This is a genomic window from Nostoc sp., from assembly GCF_036919675.1.
Lineage (GTDB): Bacteria > Cyanobacteriota > Cyanobacteriia > Cyanobacteriales > Nostocaceae > Nostoc.
The window spans coordinates 22,702-46,689 of the sequence record NZ_JBALCP010000077.1; the positions used below are offsets into that span (position 1 = coordinate 22,702).

The window sequence follows — 23,988 nt, forward strand, 5'->3', positions numbered from 1 at the left end:
TGTGGATTTGCACTGTGCTGAACTATAGCGGTTCCCAATTGCATGGAATACAGACCTAACAAGAACAGCCCCTTCCCTACTAGTGTTGGGGAGTAATACTCAAAGCCTCTCTCCTTGTAGGAGAGAGCTTTGGAGAGAGGTCAAAACCGTACCGCACCCAAACGAGAACCGCTATAGTGCACTTCAGAGTTTTTCTAAGCGGGCGGCGGGAATCGAACCCGCATTAATAGCTTGGAAGGCTATAGTTTTACCACTAAACTACGCCCGCAAAATTCCAACTTTATAAATATAACACAGTTTTTGCAAAAATTGAAGCATTTAATTGGAATTGGCAGGTTGGATTTTGATCCATACATACAGATTGCTCAAATCTGGTTTTGTGCCATCGTTGTTGTGAGCGGCAAAAAAGTTTTCTGTTTTGAAAACCTCGTTGAGAATTCGCTCATATGTGCTTTTTTCACTTTGTGATGTTGCTGGTTCTATTTCTATGACTAAAGCCTGTTGAAAGTTGCCCTTGTTATCAATTACTAAGCTAGCAAGGATCTGTGCAGGCTTAACTTCGGAATCACCAGGGAGAAAACTTGAGTCCAATTGTTTTGTGTTGCTTCCCCTGTATAAAGCGATAACGTCGGGTAAAGCATCTTGTCGTAATCTTCCTGATTGTATTAAGTTACTGACTTTATCTCTAAGCAAAGGAGCTACTATGGCTACCGATGCTCCCCCAGTCGGAGTTGCTGGAGTTTCTCTAGTCGGAGTTGCTGGAGTTTCTCTAGTTCGAGTTGATGGAGTTTCTCTAGTCGGAGTTGCTGGAGTTTCTCTAGTTCGAGTTGATGGAGTTTCTCTAGTCGGAGTTGCTGGAGTTTCTCTAGTTCGATTTGCTGGAGTTTCCCTAGTTCGATTTGCTGGAGTTTCTCTAGTCGGAGTTGATGGAGTTTCTCTAGTCGGAGTTGGTGGAGTTTCCCTAGTTCGAGTTGATGGAGTTTCCCTAGTTCGAGTTGATGGAGTTTCCCTAGTTCGAGTTGATGGAGTTTCTCTAGTTCGAGTTGATGGAGTTTCTCTAGTTCGAGTTGATGGAGTTTCTCTAGTTCGAGTTGCTGGAGTTTCCTGAGTGGGGGTGCGTGGCGGAGTTTCTCTGTTTTCAGCTTCCGAAACTGGTGGATTTGATGGAATACCTGTTGATAATGGTGTTCCCTTTCCCAGTTTGATTTCTTGACGGCGGTTCCAAGGTAGACTACCGACTGGAACTGTGGGTTTGGGTGTGGCTGTAGGTGTAGGTTTCGGTGTGGCTATAAGAACTCTCTGCTGCCTAAAGGGTCGGCTATTAGATTGAGAGGCGTAAGTTCGGCTCTTTTGCTGGAGATTCTCAGCAGAATTTATTACGCCAAAATCTTGATTTCTGGGCGTAGTTCGTGCTGTTTGTATTGAACGTGCTGGTACAGACTTTTGAGTTGAGGATAGTGGCTTTGGCGAAACTGTTTTTGCTGTTGATTTTGATTTGGTTATTGATTTTGTTTTGGGAGCAATGTCTATCAATTCAATGGGAACAACAGATTGACTTTGCTGGGGAAACCAGAAACTAAATGCATTAGATGAGCGCATCAGCCAGAACGCCAGCAAGTGCAGAGAGACTGAACCTATAACGACAGAAATCCACAAACCTGGTGGGTCAGTGTGTCGCCTCCAGACCTTGGCTGGAATTGGAGTTTTGTCTGCAACTGATGGTATCATATTATACAAACTGGATATGATTAGGCACTCTTACTCATTGCTAATGCTTTAAAATACCAGTCTAAATTTTAGCGATTAACCATTATCTCTGGTGTAACAGCGAAAGTCAAAACTGTTTCATCTACTCCTTTAAGTTCTAGCGGACTACCTTTAGTAATTTCTTCTTCCTGCAAATAATCTGCCACGGCAGCAGAAACCAGGATCGTACCGGGAAGGGCAGCAGCTTGTAACCTTGCAGCAATATTCACACTTGGACCAATGGCAGTATAATCAGCGCGTTCAGCACTACCAAACATTCCCACAACAGCTGTACCTTGGTGGATACCGCACCGGAACTGGACGCTAGTAAGTTTATCGCCATCGAATACACCTTGGTCTCGCCAGCGCTGGTTCAAGTCAGCCAGTGAGCGGTGCATTGCTCTTGCTGTATTGATAGCACGACGCACCTGTTCATTAGGAGTTAGTTCTTCCGGCGCTCCGTATAAAGCTAAGATAGCATCTCCCATAAATTTATCTACAGTACCGCCATTGCCAAAGACAACCTTAGTCATGGCTTCTAAATATTCATTTAGCAACTCTGCTACTCGCCGGGATCTGAGGGTATTTGCTAGCTGTGTAAAACCCACAATGTCACTAAACAAAACTGTAATTAAGCGTGGTTCTGGGCGCAAATCTAACGTTAAATCTCCGGTTGCGGCTTTTTGCACCAATACAGCCGGCAAAAAGCGCTTTAGCACCGATTCTGTTAGATAAGTATTTAACTCCACGATTCGTCGTTCATTTTCTTTCAATCCTAAAAGATTCCGAACTTCCGCCAAAAGTTCCCGATCATTAAATGGTTTTGCTAAATAAGCATCCGCCCCATGTTCTGTACCTTCGATGCGGGTTTGCTCATCAACTTTCGCTGTTAGCAGAATGATTGGTGTTCCTTTCAGCTTCTCCTCATTGCGGATCATCTGAATCATCTCAAGTCCGCTCACCAAGGGCATCATTAAGTCAGTCACAATCAAGCTGGGTATAATTTCCTTAGCTATCCCATACCCTTCATAACCATTACGAGCTGTCTGTACATGATAGCCATTGCGGCGGAAAATTTCAGATACATAGGTTCGCAAATCCGGGTTATCATCTACAACTAAAATTGAGGAGCCAGCCGTGTGCAGGGGTTCCCCCTGTTGAGCGGTCTGACGTTGCTGAGTCTTAAGTGCTGAGTCTTGAGTATCAATACTGGGCGAGAAGTTTCTTGTAATATCTTCAATATTGTCTGTTGTTGGGTTTACCAGTTCTAAATCAGCCAATTCTACGCTAGCGCGGCTCGTGTTCAGTTCGGTAGGCGTTTCTAGTACTTGCAGTGCGGGTAAATGAGCGTTTCCAGTAACAAGCCATAAACTAAAGGTAGTGCCTTCGCCATAAACTGATTCCACAGTGACTTGACCACCATGTAATTCTACCAATTCTTTAACTAAAGCTAAACCCAAACCACTGCCTTCATAGGAGCGGTTTGCTGAACCTTCAGCTTGGCGGAAGCGCTCAAATAGGTGAGGAATTTGTTCTTTAACAATGCCAATACCAGTGTCTTGTACTTGCAGTATGCAACGGTCATTTTCAGATTTTAGGCTGATGCTGATCGTGCCACCTTCAGGAGTAAACTTCATGGCATTTGACAGGAGGTTGTAAACCACCTTGTCAAATTTTTCCATATCTAAGTACACCGTAGAACATTCATCTAACTGAGTGACTAGATGCAGTCCCTTTTTCTCACAGTAGGGACGAAAAGATTCAACAATTTGGCTGACAAATTCGACTATATCGCAAGGGCGGAAACTAGGCTGCATTCTCCCCGCATCCAGGCGTTGTAAATCCAGCAATTGATTTACCAGTCGCAGCAGGCGACGGGAGTTACGCAGGGCGATCGCACATTGGGAGTAAGATAATCCCTCACCAGCCGTCACTGCCGATTCTAAAGGTCCTTGAATCAAGGTGATAGGTGTGCGAAACTCATGGGAGATATTTTGGAAAAATTCGGTTTTTTGTTTGTCTAATTCCAGTAAGCGTTCAGCTTGTTGGCGAGTTTTCTGATATAAATGTGACTGCTGCACAGCGATCGCTGCTTGGGCTGCTACTGCTTTAGCCAAATCGATATCAGATGAGAGCCATCGGCGGACTTTTTTACCTTCATGTAAAGTAATACTACCGATACATTTCCCATCAGCCAATAATGGCACAAACATTAGCGATCGCGCTGGCATTTTTAAAGGCAAATCAAAACCGTTCACTTGTGAGGGAGAATGACCCACATTACCAATTACCACTGGTTCATGTGTCTGTAGCATTTGTTGGAGGATTGGATTCTCCTGTATAGATGCATGAGAGTAGGGTAATCTCTGAGTTAATAGGTTATTATTATTTAAATTTTTGTCTGGGGCTAGCAATGCCTGCGGCGAACTGTGCCTAAGCAAATTTTCCGGCTGTTGAAAACTGTCATACAAGCCCACACACTGGACAAATTCATCTTCCTCTGTCCACAAAGACAGGACACAGCCATCGACTTGTAAGGCTTGCCCCAATTGCTGGGTAATAGCCGCAAAAATATCTTGGGGGTCTAAGCTAGAGCGAATCGCGCTAGTAATGGTATTAATTAGGGCTTCTCGCTTGGCAAGAGCACGTACTTGTTCGTAAGCATAAGCTTGAGACAAAGCTAAAGCTGCCTGATCCGCTACCATCAACACTAGCTGCACCTCATCATCCCCCCAAAAGCGAGGCATAGAACACTGGTGCAGTGCCAGCACTGCCATCAGTTCTTGTTGGCAGATCAATGGCACAACTAAACTAGAACAAATGTTAGCAGCAGCAAAAGCTGCCCCACGTTCGCGCAGCTCGGGAGTTTTACCGTGAATACGCTCATCATCGATCACATCGTGAATTACCTGGACTTCGCGGGTTTCCCACACCGTTTGAGCCAGCAGGGAGGAGGGAGGGATGGGAGGAGAGGGAGATAGGGGGACAAGAGGAAAATTGATTTGCTGATCTCCGTGTCCCCATATCCCCGTGTCCCCGTGTTCTTTTTCTTCCAGAGCCTTCTGATAAATGAATCCTTTATCCGCCAACTGCTCATCTTGGAAGGGACGCAACAGACAGACATCCACCTCCAACATATGGCCCACTGTATCTACAATTGCCTGTAAAATTTGGCGATAGTCTAAAGCACTGCGAATCGTATTTGTGACGGTATTTAGCAGCGATTCTTGCCGGAGTGTGCGGGTAAGTTCGCGGGTGCGGGCTTTGAGGACATTGTGGGTATCCAAAGCTTGGCGTACCACTGCTTTGAGTTCCTCGGCTTCCCACGGTTTAGTGACATATTTAAATACCTTACCAGCGTTGATTGCTTCCACCAGGTCTTCGACATCGGTGTAGCCAGTTAAGATAATCCGGATAATATCTGGATATTGAGTTGCTGTTAGGCTCAAAAATTCTGTACCGCTCATCATCGGCATCCGCTGATCGGAGATGATCACTGCGACTTCTCCCTCTTGAGCCAGCAGATCGAGTGCCGCAGGGCCAGAGGCTGCCCTGAGCACCTTATAGTCGCGATAGAAAGTGCGGTAAAGCAAATCAAGGTTGTCTGGTTCATCATCGACAACCAAAATTTTAGGCTTACTGTTTGCTTGGGATTTCATGCACCGCTTTCCTGCTGCAACGGCAGTCGGATAAAGAATAATCTGATCAGGTAAGGATTTTTCTGAGTCAGGTAAGAGCAGAGCATTTCGACCAATAAGGCTCTTTGGCTACATGACTGCTGAGTGTAGGAGCGTTTACTCACAGTAATTTGTCTCAATGGCTTATGCCGATTACCGTTTGCTTTGGTGCAATGTAATTGCTTTCATAGTCAGTTTTAGGGTTACAGAGTCGATGCTTGCTTGCCAAATCTTCCTTTTCCTCCTGTGAGCAATCTCTGATACTACATACAGCACTCATAGCTAGCTGAAAAATCCAGATGAAGCTGCATATTAAGTTTTCCCTTCCCAGGAGTTGTACTAACACTTGCAGGTAAATTTTATTTATGGTAGTCATGGTACAATCAGCAAAATTAAAACAATAAGATTTAAAGCTAAAGTATACTATTAGACAAATGTCTCTTTCCAATTTAGCAATCAGAACTATCATTAAGACATTAAGACAAGTGATAGTGGTTGAAAAGTTGGATATTAGAAATTAGGGAACCTTGCAGATTCTAACCCCAATAGCTGTACAGCCTGTTCCTATGACCCAGTAGCAAAGTCGTGTTAGTGTAGCGGCAATTGTAAAAATGAGTTCAGTACTGCAACCAAGGGTGGTTTTAAACCAGAGTTTGCCGTTGGTGTACTTACCTAACAATTTTGTAGATGCTGCCTACCGACAGGTTATGCTATTTCTCTGCCCATTCACCTGAACCTGTACCACTTTACAGATGTTTTTGTAGTAAGCAGGCTGATATCCTCCCTACCTAGAGTAAGGGATGCACTTGAACCGACTGAACTTAAGATTGTAGATTTATGAAGCTGTAACTTCTAAGACTCTTTCAAAAATACAGGCTATAAAGCCTTAAACTAAAGTGTAAAACTTTGTCGGCTCCACAAGCAAAAGCGAATTAGCAATCTTAGGTCAGTTCAATCTCCTGGGCAGATATAAAGTTTTTATTCAGTTTAAATGGTGTTTGAGGATATTTGAGAAAATTTTCGTTGAATAAAATCAATCCTAAACTAGCCTTGAAATATCGGTTTTTTCATCCATACCAGCAACAGCCAATCGATCCAGCTTGCTGCCAATTTCAAATTTGTACAGCTACACCTGCTGATTTGATCGGTGTTGCCCAAATTATTGCTGAAAGCTTTCACTCCCAACAGGGTATGTGGGGATGGGCTTTCCCATTGCTACGTCTGGGTATTTACGAAGACTTAAGGCATCGCATGGCATCACCTTTGCCGCGTCATATTTGTTTAGTCGCCTTTGAAACTACTACTGGTGCGGCTAATAACTTAGTGGGAAGTGTGGAACTAGGTGTACGTTACAGTGATTCGTGGAGCCAGGTTGGCATGGGTTTTCCTTACTTATCTAATTTAGCGGTTCACCCAAAATTCCGTAGACATGGTGTAGCTTCAGGCTTACTGAGTAGCTGTGAAAAAGTCTCTCGCGAGTGGGGATTTCAAGACTTATATCTCCACGTTTTGCAAAATAACCATCAAGCAAGGCAACTTTATTTCAAGCTGGGATATCGGGTGCATAAAGTAGAATCGAATTGGAATACATTTTTCCTAAGACATTCAAGCCAGATGTTATTGCACAAGCATCTGAGTGATGATTCCACTATCTAAATTTTATTTTGCTATAAATTTTGATGTTGTAATTACTTTGGATAAAATATATCACCAATATCGACGCTCAAAGTACAAAATAACTTAATTCAAAACTCAGCCATATTAGCTAAATAGCTAGATGTGTATAGCTTTGGATAATTGTTTCTCAGGATATTTTATGTAGACTTTTTACGGATCTTCCCATTCGTCATTTTAATAAAAGTATAACTTTGGAAAACTCCACTTAAATGATTAAATGTTAAATTTTGACCTTTTTGATTTGTCATTAAACAAAAAAGAAAATATTTTTGACTATTTTATATAGATATATATATAAATAAATAAATTATAATAGAAATAGCGGTAAAATTACCCTTAGGAAATCAGCAATACCTCATAATAACTTTGTAATTAAGATATTCATCTTTATAAAAACTTTAAGAAAACACTTGTAGAGTTTACAGACAAATATAGTTATATCTCATAAAATATAATCACTCAATTACTAAACAATGCCTATTTATTAGTATTTTAGTTAAGTTGACCGAAAGATTCTTGATAATAAAAGAATTCAAAAACCTGATTTGACATAACAGCTAGTTCCCTTTTGAAGTGCATAGTACTACCAAATTCGTTGAAAGTTTAAAAAACATGGATAGCGAACAGCATCGACGCTATCAGACCTCTATGGTATCAACTTATTACCCTGAAACTAGTTTCCTTGACTCTGTTGTCATGCCAGATGGAACTGAGCAATCGCAAGGCTCGGATATCCTTACACGTTTACACAGTGGAGAAGTTTTCATTGTCAATAGTCGTAGACGAAATGGATTAATCCTCTTTAAAAGATACCATGCAGAGTTTGCTGGGCCTGGGGCTGCTGTAGGTGGGGATTACGATTGTGATTGCCAAAGAGCACTGCCCATAGGTAATCTGTCTTTATTAACTCCCGAATCTAATGAAGAGCGCCAGAAGGCTTACTTGATTAGGCGACAGTGGATTCGATTGATCAAACAAATTACAGAAAACCCAGTGCCTGGGCAGCGAGTTCAGAAAATTCTCGATCAATTTGAACAATACTTCCCACCAGAAATAGTGGCTCTTTTGCCAGATGTTGCTTTTGCTCTTTTAGTAGGTGTCCTGCCACAAACAGTGGGAATAGTACGCCGTTTGGGCAGTGAGATGGACAGCCGATTTAATTACTGAGTAAATTGCTAAAATTCCAAATTTGCCAAAGCAGCTTGGACTCGATTAACAGTGCGCGCGTTTTCCTCCATCGTTCCTACAGTAATTCGTAATCCTCCGCTAATGTGTCGCACAATAGTTCCGAGTGTTCTAAGTTTCCGATGGAAAGTTTTTAATGCAGCCTCTTGTGAATTAAAGCCATTTGCTTTAAGACGTAGGTAAATAAAGTTAGCAGCGCTTGTGGTAATTTGTAGTTCTGGTTGCTGGGATAAAATTTCGATGAGTTTGGCTCGTTCAGTCAGGGTTTGGCGAATTGACTCCAGCAAGAGTGTGCGGTTTTGTAAAGTAACTAATGCTGCTGCTATGGAAAAGCTGGGCAGATTGTAAGGTAAGCGAACTTTTTCTAAAATGGCGATCGCTTCCGGATGAGCGACACAATAGCCAACACGGAGAGCAGCCAATCGGAAGGCTTTAGAAAAAGTGCGTAATATTACCCAATTGGGATGCTGTGCTAATTCACCCACTAGTGTAGTTTGGCTGAATTCAAAGTAAGCTTCATCAATTACTACCAAAATATGCTCGCTCAGACTTTTTAACCATGCCAACTCTGCCGTAGTTAAACTATTGGCAGTCGGCGAATTGGGATGCACTACAAAAACTACGCGAATGGGGGGATTTTGAGTTTGTTCGATCGCAGACTGGGCGGCGCTTATGTCAATTTCAAAATTTGTTTCATTTCTACCGACCGCCACTACAGGAATACCCAAAGTTTGTGCCAAAATTCCGTACATAGAGAAAGTGGGATTGGCAACTAGAATTGAACCTTCTCCTCCTAGACAGGTGGCGATTAATAAAGAGCGGATTAGTTCATCTGAACCATTGCCCACAGAAATATTGGCAGCAGTATTGGATAGCGACAGACCGGCTGATTCATTAACGTATTCGGCGATCGCATCCTTGAGTGTTTCATGTCCACCATCAGGATAACGATTTGTTTCAATTACTTGCTGATACGTCCAGGCCAGCTTCTCTTTTAACTCCGGTGGTAAATCATCGGGGCTTTCATTTGTATCCAGTCGATCAAACTGGATGGGGACAGAATCGGCTGTATTGCTGCTTAGGTGGGGTTTATACGCGGTAAATTGGGCTAAATCTGACCGGATGAAGGGAAGCATATCAATTTTGGATTTTAGATTTTAGATTTTGGATTTTAAATCAATACTGTTTACAAAAGACTTATTTTCCCCTAACTATCCTTGATAGTGAGTGAATATAGCCTCCTTGGATCTACGAGTTAAGTTGTACTTACTGAAAAATATTAGGTTAGGTCTGAGTTTAATATTTTACAACTTCAAGGTAACTGGCAAAAGAGGCGAATTGCCTGCCAAATTTCTTCCATAACATCAGCCAAGGCGTGGTCACTGGCGAGTTCGACTAACTCCACCCAAGGACGCAAACGCGCAAAGTCACGACTAGCTTCGATGGGGATGACTTCATCCTTTTTTCCATGCAAAATTAGGGTGGGGATAGGACGTTTAAAAGCTCCTCTTGGTATTGGGCAGCATCTGTAACGAAATCGTAACTTAAGGGAAGCTTTCGCCCCTCCCCATAGTGGTAGACCATGATATATTTTTCTTGCTGCCAACGCTGTACTTCTTCATCGCCTAGCTTGGGCAACCAATGAGATAAAAACCCAAAAGCTGGTGCTAGCAGCACAAGACGTTCGACTTGTAAATATTGCTGTCCCAAGTGGGCAGCGGTCAAACCACCTAAACTTGAGCCAATCAGCGTTACTGGCGTAGAATCATTGCTAAATTCTGCGGCAACTTGACTGATCTGACGAGTGATTGTCAACTGCGAAAAATCGCCAGCATTCAAATCAGGAATTTTTAGCTTTGTGTGAATTTGGGCAAAGCGATCACCGATATCCCGCGCTTTGGCAGAATTAGGACTCGAAGCAAAGCCGTGAAGATATATGTATTGCAAGACTGTAGATAATTAGAAGTGAGAAAAAGTTAGTAATTTTAAGTTTTAAGTTATGAGTTTCTTTCTTCAACTCATAACTCCTAACTCTTATTACCGCATTGTGACAAATTCTTCCGCTGCGGAGGGATGGATACCAACAGTGGCGTCAAAGTCTTTTTTAGTTGCGCCCATCTTCACAGCGATCGCCACACCTTGAATGATTTCAGCAGCATTTTCACCCACCATGTGAGCGCCCAGCACTTTGTCGGTGTTGCTATCAACCACCAACTTCATCATTGTCTTCTCTTGCTTACCAGTTAAACTATGGTACATCGGGCGGAAGCGAGTGCGATAAATTGTTACAGCATCACCGAGTTTTTCCCGTGCTTCGGCTTCTGTCCAGCCGACGGTAGCTGCTTCTGGGTTAGAAAATATTGCTGTGGGTACAGTTTGGTGACTTAATTGGCGGCGGTTATTCCCAAATTCGCTATCTGCAAAGGCGCGACCTTCGCCAATGGCCACAGGAGTTAAATTAATTCGGTCGGTGACATCGCCAACGGCAAATATATTCGCTTGACTAGTTTGACTATATTCATTGACTGCGATCGCACTTGTGGTTGGATATCCAGGCCCTTCGATAGAACTAGCGACAACATCAACCCCAGCGTTTTTTAAACCTAGTCCATCTACATTAGGAATCCGACCGGTCGCCACTAAAAACACGTCGGCAATTAGTGGTTGTTGGTCGTCCCCTGATAAAGTCAGTTTTAACCCTTCTGGCACACCTTCAATTGTTTTTACCACATTATTCTTAATCAGCCGAATTCCGTGGTTTGTCATCCCCTCTTCGATTTCTATGCGGACATCCTCATCAAACCCGTTCAAAATCTTTTCACCTCTGGTAATTTGTGTCACATCAGAACCCAAACCGCGCATAATACAGGCAAATTCCGTGCCGATATAACCAGCACCAATAATAACTATGTGTTTTGGTTGTTCTTTGAGATGAAAGATTTCATTAGAAGTAATGCCGTATTCCATCCCTGATAAATCTGGCTTGACAGGACGCCCACCAACAGCAATTAAAATTTTGTCTGCTGTAACTTTGCGTCCATCAACTTCTACTGTGTGGGGGTCTACCAACGTGGCGCGACTAGGAATTAGTTGCACTCCCGCTTTTTCTAAAAAGCTTATATGTAGTTGCGACAGTCGCCGAACTTCCTTATCTATAGATGTAATGAAATATTCCCAGTCCAACTCCGCATTACCCACTTTCCAGCCATAGCCTGAAGCGTCACTGAATAGTGCGGGAAAGTGAGAGGCATAGACCATAAGTTTTTTGGGAACGCAACCGCGAATTACACAAGTCCCACCAACTAAATCATCTTCAGCGATCGCCACTTTTGCCCCAAAGCTAGCCGCCCGTTTGGAAGCCGCCAAACCTCCAGAACCCGCACCAATTACAAACAGGTCGTAATCAAAAGTCATAAATTTATGTTCTCTTTAGCAACAAGTTAGTTCCTGGGAACTTACACACAGAATCTGATTGAACTATATAAGGATATCTGGTGAATCCTGTGTAAGTCCTGTCCTTGATTTAATCTAGCGTTAGCAGATGCTCTCTAGTCGTAGGGAATATCACTTTTTGCTTTGGTTGCTGTAGAGGTAGTAGTTAACAGTTGTTATAGTTCTTTCGGCAGTATTCAGTATAAATCAATACTGCTAATTTAAATATTTCTTTTTTTTCTTTCTTCTCTCTGTGTCTTCTACGCTTGGAGCGGTAGCCTACGGCAAGCCGCTACGCGTGTAGTTTCAGGTAGTTTCTGGAGGTTTTACTGGCGGATTTACTGGCGGATTTACTGGAGGTTGAACTGGCGGATTTACTGGAGGTTGAACTGGCGGATTTACTGGCTGATTTACTGGCGGATTTACTGGCTGATTTACTGGCTGATTTACTGGCGGATTTACTGGCGGATTTACTGGCGGATTTACTGGAGGCTCGACTGGCTGATTTACTGGCGGATTTACTGGAGGCTCGACTGGCTGATTTACTGGCGGATTTACTGGAGGCTCGACTGGTGGATTTACTGGTAGATTTACTGGAGGTTGAACTGGCGGATTTACTGGAGGTTGAACTGGCGGATTTACTGGAGGTTGAACTGGCGGATTTACTGGTAGATTTACTGGAGGTTGAACTGGCGGATTTACTGGTTGATTTACCGTCCTAATAGTGTTATTTTTTTCAGGACGCTGCTCAGTATTTGACAGAACTTGTCTTATGTCCTCAAAGGAATTTGATGGGGAATCATCTCCAAGGGAGTTTATTGGGGAATCATTGGTCGAGGAAGTTGAAGGACTAGTAGTTAGCTCTACAAAAGATGGGTTTTCAACTACTCCCTTACCTGTAATGGGCGATTGTGCTTTCAAAGCCGCAGCAGTTTCAGCTTGAACGCTAGCGATCGCCTGATCGGCCGTAGGCGTAGGATTTTGCCTAGTCAAATTAAGTCCTCGAACCAGATCGCTCGTTTGATAAAAATTTCTGAGATCAAAATCGTATAAGCCCTGAAATTCGCCTTTAACTATAACCATCATCTGTCCTGCTTGCAGCACCTGAGTTTGAGAAGCTTCCTGATTAGAAACTTCAATGCCGCTATTTGTCAGCGCACCCACAATCGTGGTATCTGTTTGTTTGTCGTAGCGGACAAATAATGCTGAACCACGAATTGCTGCTGCTGCACTTGGCGTTTGTATACGTGTTTGCCCCCTACCAGGTGGGATAAGCAGCAACGCAGTCCCGTTTGAGAGTCTAAAGCTGCGAGTCTTTGGTAAAAATTGAAATATAGCCTGTTCGCCAACTCGTGCTAAAGAACCGTCGTTAAAGCGCAAGTCTGCTAGGGAAGCTCGACCAGTTGACAACCCATCCCCAGGAGTCATTGCATCTAATTTGCGTGCAGGACGCTTCTTCAGTCGATCTTTGGGTATCAGTAGTACCAAGTTCCGGAGGTTCTGAATCTCTGCTCGCGTTAGAGGAGTTATGGCACTTACCCGATTTTGCAAAGGCAGTACTATAACTCCCCATAAACCAATCACTAACAATGGAAACGATTTATGAAACATAATTTGATATTTTATGAACTTCAACTAATAACAAAAAAGTTAAAGGTTTAAGAGGATGTTTGAAAAGTTACAAAGTATACTATAAACCCCACTTCCATTCCTCTCCCCCATAGCGAGAGAGGCTTTGAAACCCCCCTTACCGATGAGGAAATGAGGGCTAAGGGGTTAGGTTTGGGAGGGTTTGATGTTACCAAAAATACTTTTAAAACATCCTCTAGGCTGCTGCTAATTGTTATAAGTTTTCTTAGGTAAATTCATTTGCATTTTAGCCTACATTTAATACATACATCAAATCAATAGCAAATAAATTATGTGTTTAGTTTATTTAAGTTTTTCTTCTGAAACTGACATTTTATGCAATAAAATCTGTAGCATATTTCAAAGTTAGTATTTGATATCAACAATTAAATGAGGAGTACTTTACAGATAATCCTTTCTAATCAGATCAGCCACAGGATCATCAGTTATGTGGGAAAAGGAGTTGTTAGGGATATATTGTGAAATGACTCACTGACTGTATTTCACTAAAGTTGAGCAGAAATTGGATTGGAGCATCTCAGTTTTGCAAAAAAATCTGGGAGAAAATCCGAAAAGCAGTAATTTCAGTTTTTAGTTTCAGTATATACCTACGAAACTAAAAGAGATGCGCTTAATAGCTGTATCTTCTGAGTCGGAACTTCCGATACAGCTTATAGGTCTACATTCGCCAAACGCGATCAACGCGATCTAACCAGATGCGACTCAAGAACTGGAAGAATTTGTTTTTTTGTATTTTGTTAGCTTCCAGTGGTGGAAGCTGGTGTTGCATTAAAGTAGATGCGGCAGAATCTGCAAATACAGATATTTGGCATTCTAAAAATTTAGCAAACACACAGGTAACTTATCAGCTATGTCAGAAGTTAGAGCAAGAGGTAATTAACTTTTTGTGCAAGCAGTCCAGTGAGTCGCAAAGTTTAGACTCCCAGATGCCATTAAATGTGGCACAGCAAACACCAGCTACTACTCAAACCCCATCTGCAACCGAACAACCTGGAGATACTCAAAAGCAAAATGATCCGCCCCAGTTAGAATCACAGCCAAGTGTTTTGCCTACATCTCCTCTAGACTCAAAAGAGCAACTGTTGAATGCACCTCAAATAAATCAGTCCCAAAGGCTACAGAGGCTAATACAGCTGCTGCGATCGCCAAAACAGCCACCTGAGTCTGAGAGCGATCGCGAATTGGGGTTGTGGGTGCGGTTACGACCTCTAGAACAACAGCCACTCCCACCGACAGAACAATCCGTACCTAAGTTTAAACCCATAGGCTATCTACTAGGCCGTGTAGGTTACTTCCAGACGAGCAATATTTTTTCCTCAAATGATAGTCCCATAGAAGATGGTTTAATTATTTCTGGACTGACACTAGCCTCTGCATATTTCCCTTTGGGATCTAAGACTTATTTAAACGGCTCAATTGATGGCAATCTTATTCGTTATATCAATCAGTCAGAATACAATTACAATCAGGTGAGATTTAATCTCAGTATTTACCAGCAGTTCTCACAGCGAATGTACGGAGAAGTCAGTTACAGCAATCAACAGTTATTTTATGCCAGTAACAGTCATAGCCTTGATAGCTTCAAAGCAGGCGATCGCTTTTTAAATGAGAATTCCCTGCAACTGTCTTTGGGACGGCGAGATCCCTTAACTCCAAAATTAACGCTAGATAGCTTCTACGAGTTGAGTGTAAATTTTGCTGATCCCCTAAGTCGTGATCGGATAATCAATTCTTTTTGGATTTCTCTGAACTACTACTTGCAAAAGCCTCTCCAGGTTGGTATTGACTACCAAGCGAGCTTCTCGGACTTTACACAGCGCGATCGAGAAGACCAATTTCATCGGCTATTCGGGCACTTAAATTATCGAATATCTGATACCACTAATATGAATGTAGAAGCTGGAGTTAGTTTAGGTAGTTCAACCGCCGAAAACATTGATTTTGATGGCTGGTTCTTCAGTATTAATTACAATTTGCAATTAGGTCGATTTTGATAAGAGACGCGATTAATCGCGTCTGTACAGGAGGTAAGAGTTAGGAGTTTAAATTTTTTCTTCAGTCTAAGAGGATGTTTGTCAAGTCTAAACTCCAGTACTAACCCTGGCAACTTCTAGTCGCACGCCAGTTGCTCATGGGGAGCCAGTGCGCTGGCTTGGCGATACATACAAAACCCACTTGCGTGAGTTTGAAACCCTTGATTTTTTCTTAGTCCACAGAGGTGGACAATGCTAGTGTAGTAGCGACTTCTAGTCGCTTTTTAAACTTCTCACTCGTAACTCCTAACTATAAATAAGAAATCCAATCACTCCAGCTACCAGCATAAAGTTTACCCTTGCTAATGCCAGCTAATTCTAAAGAAAGTAAATTCACACAAGCAGTAACGCCAGAACCGCAATATACTAAGATTTCCTCGGCTGTTTCTAGCTTTTCCCACCGACGGCGTTGTTCCCCTTGAGGGATTAGGTAGCCGCAAGAGTCTGTAACTTCTTGCCAGGGATAGTTGACTGCACCAGGAATATGTCCGGCAATTTTATCAATAGGCTCTCGTTCACCTTGGTAGCGATCGCTTTCTCTTGAATCTACCAATACTACCTCGTGGCTGTCTTTGCGGTTTTTCACCGCTGTAATATCTACCACCTTTTCTGTTTGTACTTGAGCTACAAACGTACCCATCTGGGTGTGAGGAACGACATTTGTAACAGGATATCCAGCTTTTTGCCATCCAGCAAAGCCTCCATCCAGTACCGCGACTTGCTCATGTCCTAGATAGCGCAATAGCCACCATAGACGAGCCGCAAAGGCAAAGCGCGAATCATCATAAGCTACAACTAAACTTTTTTGGTAATTTATCCCAATCGCAGCAAATTTGTTAGCTATATCATTGGGGTTAGGTAAAGGATGTCTCCCGCCATGTTTACCCACTGGACTGGAAAGATCCTGATTCAAATCTAGGTAATATGACCCTTCTATATGACTTGTCTGGTACTGTTGTTGTCCTAGTTGTGGATCAGCTAGAGAAAAGCGACAATCCACAATAACGACTTGCGGATCTTCTAGATGTTGAAACAGCCAAACAGGTGAAACAATAAATTGAGGATTGGGCATAGGGCACTTGTACTGAGCATCTCGACTTCGCTCGATGGAGCCGGCGTCGTTGGCGTAGCCTCTCGTAGAGAAGTATGGGGCACTTGTACTGAGCATCTCGACTTCGCTCGATGGAGCCGGCGTCGTTGGCGCAGCCTTTCGTAGAGAAGCATTGGTCATTATTCAGTTTTTTATAAGATGTCAGACTTAGAGAATTTTACACTCAAGTTAACAGCAGATGGTTCTTTCACCTTTGTCTCTCAAGAGTTTGGTGAATCCTTTCACAGCCATTATGGAGCTAGGCAGGAAAGTTTTTTCAAGTTTGTAGAACCGACTCAACTGGCTATAGCCGCTCAAAAACCAGTCTTGCGACTATTGGATATTTGTTATGGTCTAGGATATAACACAGCTGCTGCTTTGCAGACAATTTGGGCAGTGAATCCCAGTTGTTGTGTTGAAGTAATCGGCTTAGAACTGAATCCAGCAGTGCCACAAGCTGCGATCGCTCATCACTTGTTCGACAATTGGAACTGTAACTATATTGAAATTTTGAAAGAACTTGCTTTTGAGCATCAAGTGCAAACACCTTGCCTGAAAGCGAAGCTACTAATTGGCGATGCTAGAACTACAATAACGCTAGTACGTCAGTCGGGTTTCTGGGCAGATGCAATTTTCCTTGATCCCTTTTCACCACCACAGTGTCCTCAATTATGGACTGTTGAATTTATTAAACAGCTGTCATTGTGTTTACATCTAGATGGTTTATTAGCCACCTATTCTTGTTCTCCTGCTGTACGCACAGCACTTTTATCTGCTGGCTTGGTGGTAGGTTCTACCCCACCCGTGGGAAGGCGATCGCCTGGTACTATGGCAGCTCATTCTGGGAGTGCTGAGTTTAAAGACCACTCAGTACTTAGCACTCAGCACGGACTAAACCATAGCTATCCGCTAACAGCACTTACTACCCTGTCACAAGCTGAAAAAGAACACTTGCTAACCCGTGCTGCCATTGCTTATCGTGATCCTCAATTGAGCGATCCAACCGAAGTCATAGTGAGACGGCGACAACAAGACCAACAAGCCTCTTCACTCGAACCTACCTCCCGTTGGCGAAAAAGGTGGCTATTGGGAACACAAAGCAGGGATTTTATGGGGACTAGTTTCTAGTTAGGAAGCAATATCTACGACGGGCGTAGCTGCGGCAACTACAGACCTCATCCTCAGTCCTTAATTCCAGACAAATTATCTATATTTTCCAATAATTCTGATTTATTTTCCAGATACTCACGCAACGAGTTTTTACGAGCCAAATAAATTAAATTTGTGATAGTATCTAATTTTACATGCTGCTTAAAAGTATTTGAGTGTTGCGAGAACTGAGTAACTAAAAACATATATACTTAATGTTACCATCAAGGCTTCCAACTCAAAACCCGATATCTTGATATAAAGCGAGCAATTACAGTGCTTTCTGGCGTTACCATGTTAAAAAATCTCCGTAAAAAACCTGATTTAAGATTTGTGCGAATTTATAATACTGGAATTAGAAGCAAAACAAAAAATTTGACAACAAGATCCCCCTTGTTCGTAACATAAAAGATACATACTACGAAAAACTCAGATAGGCAGCTTGATATAATCCATAATCTCTATGGAACCTCTGGCTCAGATCCAGTTGAATATTAAATTTGTTTTTTAAATGTGACACTGTTAACTTGTGCAAAAAACTGGAGTGCCTTTGTGATTCAATGGAAACCCAACCATACAGGCTTTACAGAACAAATTGTTAGTGGCTCAAACCCCATTAGCAGAGTGAAGAGTATCGGTTCAAATCATGCCGTAGGATCGCCAAATAATCTGGAGACTTATTCTTTAGGCTTATCTCAAGAAGACCTTATGCTTGAAGATAGCGGAGCAGTGTCTTCTTGGATGAAAGCTGATGTTAATTGTGATGATGATTCATTGGTCTCTAGAACACTACAAGCCAAAGGTTCTAAAGTGAGTGGGTTTGATTTAGATCCGCCGAAGGTTTTAGTAGTTGACGATCATGCCGCCAGTCGGATGACTGCTGTTGCCCTTTTGGGGATGGAAGGATACGAAGTAATTGAGGCAGACAGTGGTTACATGGTTGTAGGATTGGTAACTCAAAAACAACCAGATTTGATTTTGCTGGATGTGATGATGCCAGGAATGGATGGATTTGAAGTGTGCCAATTGCTCAAACAGGATGAGCAGACCAGGCTAATTCCAGTGATTTTTATTACAGCGTTAAATGACAGGCGATCGCGCATTCGGGGAATTGAAGTTGGGGCAGATGATTTTCTCACCAAACCCTTTGATCGTGTGGAACTAGCCGCGCGTGTAAAGTCTTTGATACGGCAGAAGCGTCTGAACGAAGATTTAGACCATGCCGAACAAGTACTATTTTCCATTGCCATGTCGATTGAAAGTCGCGATCCCAATACGGGCGACCATTGTGAACGCTTGGTAAAACTGGGACAAGTTTTTGGTGAATACCTCAACCTCTCACGCTACCAAATTCGAGATTTGATGTGGGCTGGTTATCTCCACGATATCGGCAAGGTGGGTATTCCCGATGCAGTGCTACTGAAAAAAGGCAAACTCACCCCTGAAGATTGGCAGATAATGCAGCAGCACGTTTTGATTGGGGAAAAAATCTGCCAGCCACTACGCAGTATGCGGGGTGTAATTCCGATTATTCGCCATCACCACGAACGCTGGGATGGCTCAGGCTACCCTGATGGACTCAAGGGAGATGATATTCCCTACCTGGCGCAAGTATTTCAGTTAATTGATATTTATGATGCTTTGACCAGCGAACGACCTTATAAAAGAGCTTTTACTTTAGCAGAAGCACTTTTAGTGATGCAAGAAGAAGCTGATTCCGGTTGGCGTAATCCCAAACTAATGCAGCAGTTTGCCGAGTTTATTAGCTCTGGTCATGAAAAAGAGTAGGGAGTAAGGAGTAGGGGATAATGATTTGTAGCTGCTGTAATCAGCGCGAATTGGTATTATAATCTCCGCCTTTTACTCTTCTATGATTTGCTGGTATGATTTGAGGCTAAATCTTAAAGTACCAACAGGATTAATCATAATTTCACTGATAGCTGATAGCTAATTATGGTAGTTGTAGCAATTCTAGCGGCGGGACGCGGCACACGGATGAAATCACGCTTACCCAAGGTTTTACATTCTTTGGGTGGGCGATCGCTAGTTGAAAGAGTTCTCGAAAGTGTAGAACCACTTTCGCCCTCACGGCGAATCGTGATTGTGGGGTATCAGTCCGAGGAAGTGCAAGCCGCCATGCATTCAATTCCCAGCTTGGAGTTTGTCGAACAGACTGTGCAACTGGGAACAGGTCATGCCATCCAGCAATTACTTCCTCACTTGAAAGACTACACTGGGGATTTGCTGATACTTAACGGCGATTTACCGTTGATACGCAGCGAAACCCTCAAGCAGATGTTACAAACTCACGCCCGAAATCAAAACGCCGCGACTATTCTCACCTCGCACCTACCCGACCCCACGGGCTACGGGCGAGTTTTTTGTAACGATGAAAATATTGTGCAGCAAATGGTCGAACACAAGGATTGTACTGCTGCTCAAAGACAAAATCAGCGGATTAACGCTGGAGTTTACTGCTTCGACTGGCAAGATTTGGCAAAGGTGCTGCCCCATCTACAGACAAACAATGCCCAAAAAGAATACTATCTCACTGATGCTGTGACTCAGGTCGGACAAGTGATGGCAGTGGATGTGGAAGATTACCAAGAAATTCTTGGCATTAATGATCGCCTGCAACTGGCAACAGCATCTGAAATTTTGCAAAAACGAGTCAAGGAAAAATGGATGCTGGCGGGTGTCACCCTCATCGACCCCACAAGCATCACCATTGATGAAACAGTAGAATTACAGGCAGATGTAATTATTGAACCTCAAACTCACCTGCGGGGAAATACGGTTATTCAAACAGGAAGTCACATTGGACCGGGAAGTTTAATTGAAAATAGTCACTTAGCTGAAAATGTCACGGTGCAGTATTCAGTAGTAACAGATAGCACCGTGCAGGCAGGAAGCCGAATTGGCCCCTATGCTCATTTGCGCGGTCAAGTACAAGTGGGTGCTAATTGCCGTGTGGGGAATTTTGTGGAATTGAAAAATACGCAATTAGGCGATCGCACGAATGCAGCGCATTTGTCATATATAGGTGATAGCGTAGTCGGCAATCAGGTTAATATTGGTGCCGGTACAATTACTGCCAATTATGACGGCGTGAAAAAACATCGTACCAAAATAGGCGATCGGACTAAGACTGGTGCCAATAGCGTTTTAGTGGCTCCACTCACCTTGGGTGATGATGTCTACATCGCAGCTGGTTCTACAGTCACAGAAGATGTGCCTGATGATTCTCTAGTGATTGCTCGTAGTCGTCAGGTTGTGAAACCTGCTTGGCGGAGGAAAAGCCAATAAAGCGATAATTAAATAGACCTCTTGCAAAAGTCCCTAACACCCCACCCCCAACCCCTAAGAGCAAGCTCTTAGGGGAGACATAGCGTGGCTTTGGCGGGGGTAGGGTTCTTATTTTTTGATTTATGCAAGAGGTCTAATCATCTAAGCGGCTATTTTTTGTTGTGATCACACAGCTATCCCAGCCTCGCAGTAGTCACATCCTGTTATCGACAGCTATTTATTGCTGTCGATAGCATTGAGGTTATGCGTACCAATAATACCCCGTGTGATGGGGCAAAGCACCTGAACATCAGTAACTGGATTAAAACTTGTTTTTTGTCTAAACCCCACTAATCTACCGTTGTTTTTAAAGATAAACCTTTTTGTATCCGTGATGCTATCTTGCAAGTTTCTGATCTACTAAACTGAAAAATAAACCTGTCTTTGCTCAGTTGCTTTCTGGTTTTTAAGAGTAAGACAGATTTTGTAATAGCTAATGAATAAATACTTAATTAATCGTCTACTAATTGCTATTCCCACGTTAATTGCCATCAGTGTTGTCATATTTACTATTCTGGCATTAGCACCCGGTGATCCAATGGGAGAATTTGCGCTCAATCCCTCTATCACAGCTGAAGTTCGGGAAAATATTAGAATATCTTTAGGTTTAGATCAACCGCTCCATATCCGCTATATCAAATGGGTTACAGCTTTTGTGAGTGGAGACATGGGCTATTCTTTTACTAGCCGCAGTCCAGTAATTGGTTTAATTCTCCAACGCCTACCAACAACGCTATGGGTAGTTGGTTCTGCCTACCTTTTTGGTGTACTGCTGGCTATTCCTTTGGGAGTAATTTCAGCTCTCAAACGTCATTCTCTTATTGATATGATTTTGACTACTTTAGTTTTTTTTGGGTTTTCTCTACCAACGTTTTTCACTGGCTTACTGTTTATTATTATCTTTAGCATCCAACTGAAATGGCTGCCTTTTATCTATAACAGCACATTACAAGTGACAGATTGGCAGAGTTTTATCAATCAAATTAAACAATCTATTATGCCTATTTCTGTATTAGGACTCTGGCAGACAGCAATGCTGATGCGCTTTGTGCGTTCAGAGATTTTAGAAAATATCAATCAAGACTATGTGCGTACTACTTATGCTAAGGGATTACCCAAATTTTTGGTTATTAATCGTCATGTTTTGCGGAATGCGTTAATTCCTGTAGTGACATTGGTAGCCTTGGATATTCCAAGTGTCTTTACAGGTGCTTTAGTTACAGAAAAAGTTTTTCGTGTTCCGGGTATTGGTGCTTTATTAATTGACTCTATCTATAAAAATGACACACCAGTTATCATGGCAATTACTTTTATATATGCAATTTTAATTGTGATTTTTAATCTCGTTGCAGATATTCTTTATGGTTTATTAGATCCTCGCGTTAAGTATACGAAGTAGCTAAAAAATTCAAAATTCAAAATTTAAAAGTATACAAATTAAATGTAGAACATCTGAGAAACTAGATATTTATGTTTAAACGATCGCCTAATCAAAGTTCAGAACTATCCAAATTTTCAGTTTCTCCATTGGCTTCTCGGAAAAAGGAATTAGCTTCATAGATAACAATGTCACCAGGCTTGAAGTCTACTACTTTATAAGGACCAGTACCAACAGGAATTAGATTAGCTGGAGCTTCCCTAGCTTTGCTACCGTTGTATGACTCAAAGATATGACGAGGTAGGATTGGCCCATTGGAACCAATAAACGGCAGCGACCAAGCTGGGTTAAGATTTTGGAAATTGATTTTAACGGTGTAGTCGTCAATAGCTTCGACGCTTTTGATAGCTTGATAATTAGCAGCAGTGGTCGCACCTACAGATGGATTACTAACAAATTGGTAGGTAAACACTACATCAGCAGCCGTAAAAGGTTTACCATCGGACCATTTGACTCCTTGTTTAAGTTTCCAAGTCACTGATTTACCATCTTTGGCGACTCCACCGTTCTCTAAGGATGGGATTTCTGCTGCTAAAAAAGCAACTAGTTTACCATCTTTATCAAAGCTGGCCAGGGGTTCATAAGTAATTCGACTAGCTTCAAAGTCTTTGTTACCTTGAGCTAAATGGGGATTGAGAATAGTTGGGGCTTGCCAATAGAGAAGCCGTAAGGTATCGCCAGCAGCACTACTCGTTGCTGCTGGAGTAGAGGTAGTTGGAGATTCAGCCTTTGGGGCAGAACAAGCACTTAGCAATAAGATACTAAGCAACGACCCAGCAAAAATCTGACCCCTACTGAATTTATTATTCATAATTTTAGAGAGCTAAAATAGTAGAACTCTTGCATAAATTTATCGTAGAGACGAGAAGTTTTCCCCAAAGAAATTTTGCATCTCTACAACCTAATTAATTGCTTAACAAAGGTGAACTATTTCCCCACTGTCCAGTAAAGACAAATTCCTTTAAAGGTTTGCGGACACGGGGTGAGAGTTCCCGTTCTCGTAGTCCCTCAGAAAGAGTTTGCGGCTCACCAGGATAGCCAACTGTGACGACAGTAGCAGCTTCATAGTCATCTGGAATTTGGTATAGTTCCCTGGCGCTGTCTGCATTAAATCCCGCTATTTGATGGGCAAACAAACCAAAAGAGGTTGCTTGAAAAATGAGGTTTTCTAGTGCTAGACCGACATCGTGAAATGCGTGTCGATTTGCTTTGCCATCCTCAGAGCGTACTTTAGCAACAGCCAAAATCAAGACGGGAGCATTTTTCGCCCACCCTTGATTAAACTCAACTAGAGTACTGAGTAAACGGTTATATTCCGTCGGGTCGTCTTTGGTAGCAACGATAAAACTCCAAGGCTGATAATTGTAGGAAGAGGGGGCCCAACGAGCTGCTTCTAGCAGAGATAGAAGCTTATCCTTCTCCACGAGACGGTCAGCAAAGGCTCTGGGACTCCAACAACTACGGATGAAGTCATGAACAGGATATTGCGTTTGTGCAAGTTTCTCAATCATGTTAATGGATTTCCTCGTTGTTACTCGTAATGAACTGCAATGCACTACTGATTGC

15 protein-coding genes, 1 tRNA gene and 1 pseudogene are annotated in these 23,988 nt (G+C 42.5%); 7 read left to right on the plus strand and 10 right to left on the minus strand.

The features are described 5' to 3' along the window. Positions 1–197: 197 nt before the first annotated feature. From V7K49_RS15940 to V7K49_RS15950, 3 genes are all read right to left on the minus strand, one after another. Positions 198–268, minus strand: a tRNA-Gly gene (locus tag V7K49_RS15940). Positions 269–318: 50 nt separating this feature from the next. Continuing rightward, positions 319–1,728, minus strand: coding sequence for a hypothetical protein (locus V7K49_RS15945; protein ID WP_335206381.1), 1,410 nt, complete (start codon positions 1,726–1,728; stop codon positions 319–321). A gap of 68 nt (positions 1,729–1,796) precedes the next feature. Further along, a complete protein-coding gene (locus V7K49_RS15950) occupies positions 1,797–5,405 on the minus strand; it encodes a response regulator (protein ID WP_335206383.1) in 3,609 nt (1,202 codons plus the stop codon). Positions 5,406–6,446: 1,041 nt separating this feature from the next. On the opposite strand from V7K49_RS15950, the gene V7K49_RS15955 reads away from it, so the two are divergent. Beyond that, the gene (locus V7K49_RS15955; protein ID WP_335206384.1) at positions 6,447–7,079 is read left to right on the plus strand and encodes a GNAT family N-acetyltransferase; all 633 of its coding nucleotides are present in this window, start codon (positions 6,447–6,449) and stop codon (positions 7,077–7,079) included. A 633-nt stretch (positions 7,080–7,712) separates the two neighbouring features. Continuing rightward, positions 7,713–8,267, plus strand: a complete 555-nt coding sequence (locus V7K49_RS15960; RefSeq protein ID WP_273767350.1) for a hypothetical protein — start codon at positions 7,713–7,715, stop codon at positions 8,265–8,267. An 8-nt stretch (positions 8,268–8,275) separates the two neighbouring features. Here V7K49_RS15960 and V7K49_RS15965 read toward each other — a convergent pair whose 3' ends face one another. The 4 genes and pseudogenes from V7K49_RS15965 to V7K49_RS15980 all read right to left on the minus strand — a co-directional run bounded on the left by V7K49_RS15965 (position 8,276) and on the right by V7K49_RS15980 (position 13,328). After that, positions 8,276–9,421 carry a histidinol-phosphate transaminase gene (locus V7K49_RS15965; RefSeq protein WP_335206385.1) on the minus strand — a complete coding sequence of 382 codons (1,146 nt, stop codon included), beginning with the start codon at positions 9,419–9,421 and terminating at the stop codon, positions 8,276–8,278. Between the two features lie 176 nt (positions 9,422–9,597). Further along, positions 9,598–10,232: pseudogene (locus tag V7K49_RS15970) on the minus strand (YqiA/YcfP family alpha/beta fold hydrolase). A gap of 90 nt (positions 10,233–10,322) precedes the next feature. Then, positions 10,323–11,699 (minus strand): glutathione-disulfide reductase, encoded by a 1,377-nt coding sequence (gene gor / locus V7K49_RS15975; RefSeq protein ID WP_334870190.1) that lies wholly within the window; start codon positions 11,697–11,699, stop codon positions 10,323–10,325. Between the two features lie 324 nt (positions 11,700–12,023). Further along, a complete protein-coding gene (locus V7K49_RS15980) occupies positions 12,024–13,328 on the minus strand; it encodes a FecR family protein (RefSeq protein ID WP_335206386.1) in 1,305 nt (434 codons plus the stop codon). A 734-nt stretch (positions 13,329–14,062) separates the two neighbouring features. On the opposite strand from V7K49_RS15980, the gene V7K49_RS15985 reads away from it, so the two are divergent. Beyond that, the gene (locus tag V7K49_RS15985) at positions 14,063–15,361 is read left to right on the plus strand and encodes a hypothetical protein (protein ID WP_335206387.1); all 1,299 of its coding nucleotides are present in this window, start codon (positions 14,063–14,065) and stop codon (positions 15,359–15,361) included. 289 nt (positions 15,362–15,650) lie between these two features. Here V7K49_RS15985 and V7K49_RS15990 read toward each other — a convergent pair whose 3' ends face one another. Continuing rightward, entirely contained in the window at positions 15,651–16,472 is an 822-nt protein-coding gene (locus V7K49_RS15990) for a sulfurtransferase (protein ID WP_335206563.1), read from the minus strand. Between the two features lie 177 nt (positions 16,473–16,649). Between V7K49_RS15990 and V7K49_RS15995 the strand changes: the two genes are divergently transcribed. The 4 genes from V7K49_RS15995 to V7K49_RS16010 all read left to right on the plus strand — a co-directional run bounded on the left by V7K49_RS15995 (position 16,650) and on the right by V7K49_RS16010 (position 22,383). Next, positions 16,650–17,618, plus strand: a complete 969-nt coding sequence (locus V7K49_RS15995) for a tRNA (5-methylaminomethyl-2-thiouridine)(34)-methyltransferase MnmD (protein WP_335206388.1) — start codon at positions 16,650–16,652, stop codon at positions 17,616–17,618. 573 nt (positions 17,619–18,191) lie between these two features. Continuing rightward, entirely contained in the window at positions 18,192–19,427 is a 1,236-nt protein-coding gene (locus V7K49_RS16000; RefSeq protein WP_335206389.1) for a two-component system response regulator, read from the plus strand. A 165-nt stretch (positions 19,428–19,592) separates the two neighbouring features. Beyond that, complete coding sequence (gene glmU, locus V7K49_RS16005) at positions 19,593–20,945, plus strand: bifunctional UDP-N-acetylglucosamine diphosphorylase/glucosamine-1-phosphate N-acetyltransferase GlmU (protein ID WP_335206390.1); 1,353 nt, start codon at positions 19,593–19,595, stop codon at positions 20,943–20,945. Positions 20,946–21,420: 475 nt separating this feature from the next. Beyond that, positions 21,421–22,383, plus strand: coding sequence for an ABC transporter permease (locus V7K49_RS16010; protein WP_335206391.1), 963 nt, complete (start codon positions 21,421–21,423; stop codon positions 22,381–22,383). Positions 22,384–22,474: 91 nt separating this feature from the next. On the opposite strand, the gene V7K49_RS16015 is transcribed toward V7K49_RS16010, so the two are convergent. Next, a complete protein-coding gene (locus V7K49_RS16015; protein WP_335206392.1) occupies positions 22,475–23,233 on the minus strand; it encodes an ABC transporter substrate-binding protein in 759 nt (252 codons plus the stop codon). A gap of 94 nt (positions 23,234–23,327) precedes the next feature. Next, entirely contained in the window at positions 23,328–23,933 is a 606-nt protein-coding gene (locus V7K49_RS16020; protein WP_335206393.1) for a nitroreductase family protein, read from the minus strand. Positions 23,934–23,988: the final 55 nt, after the last annotated feature.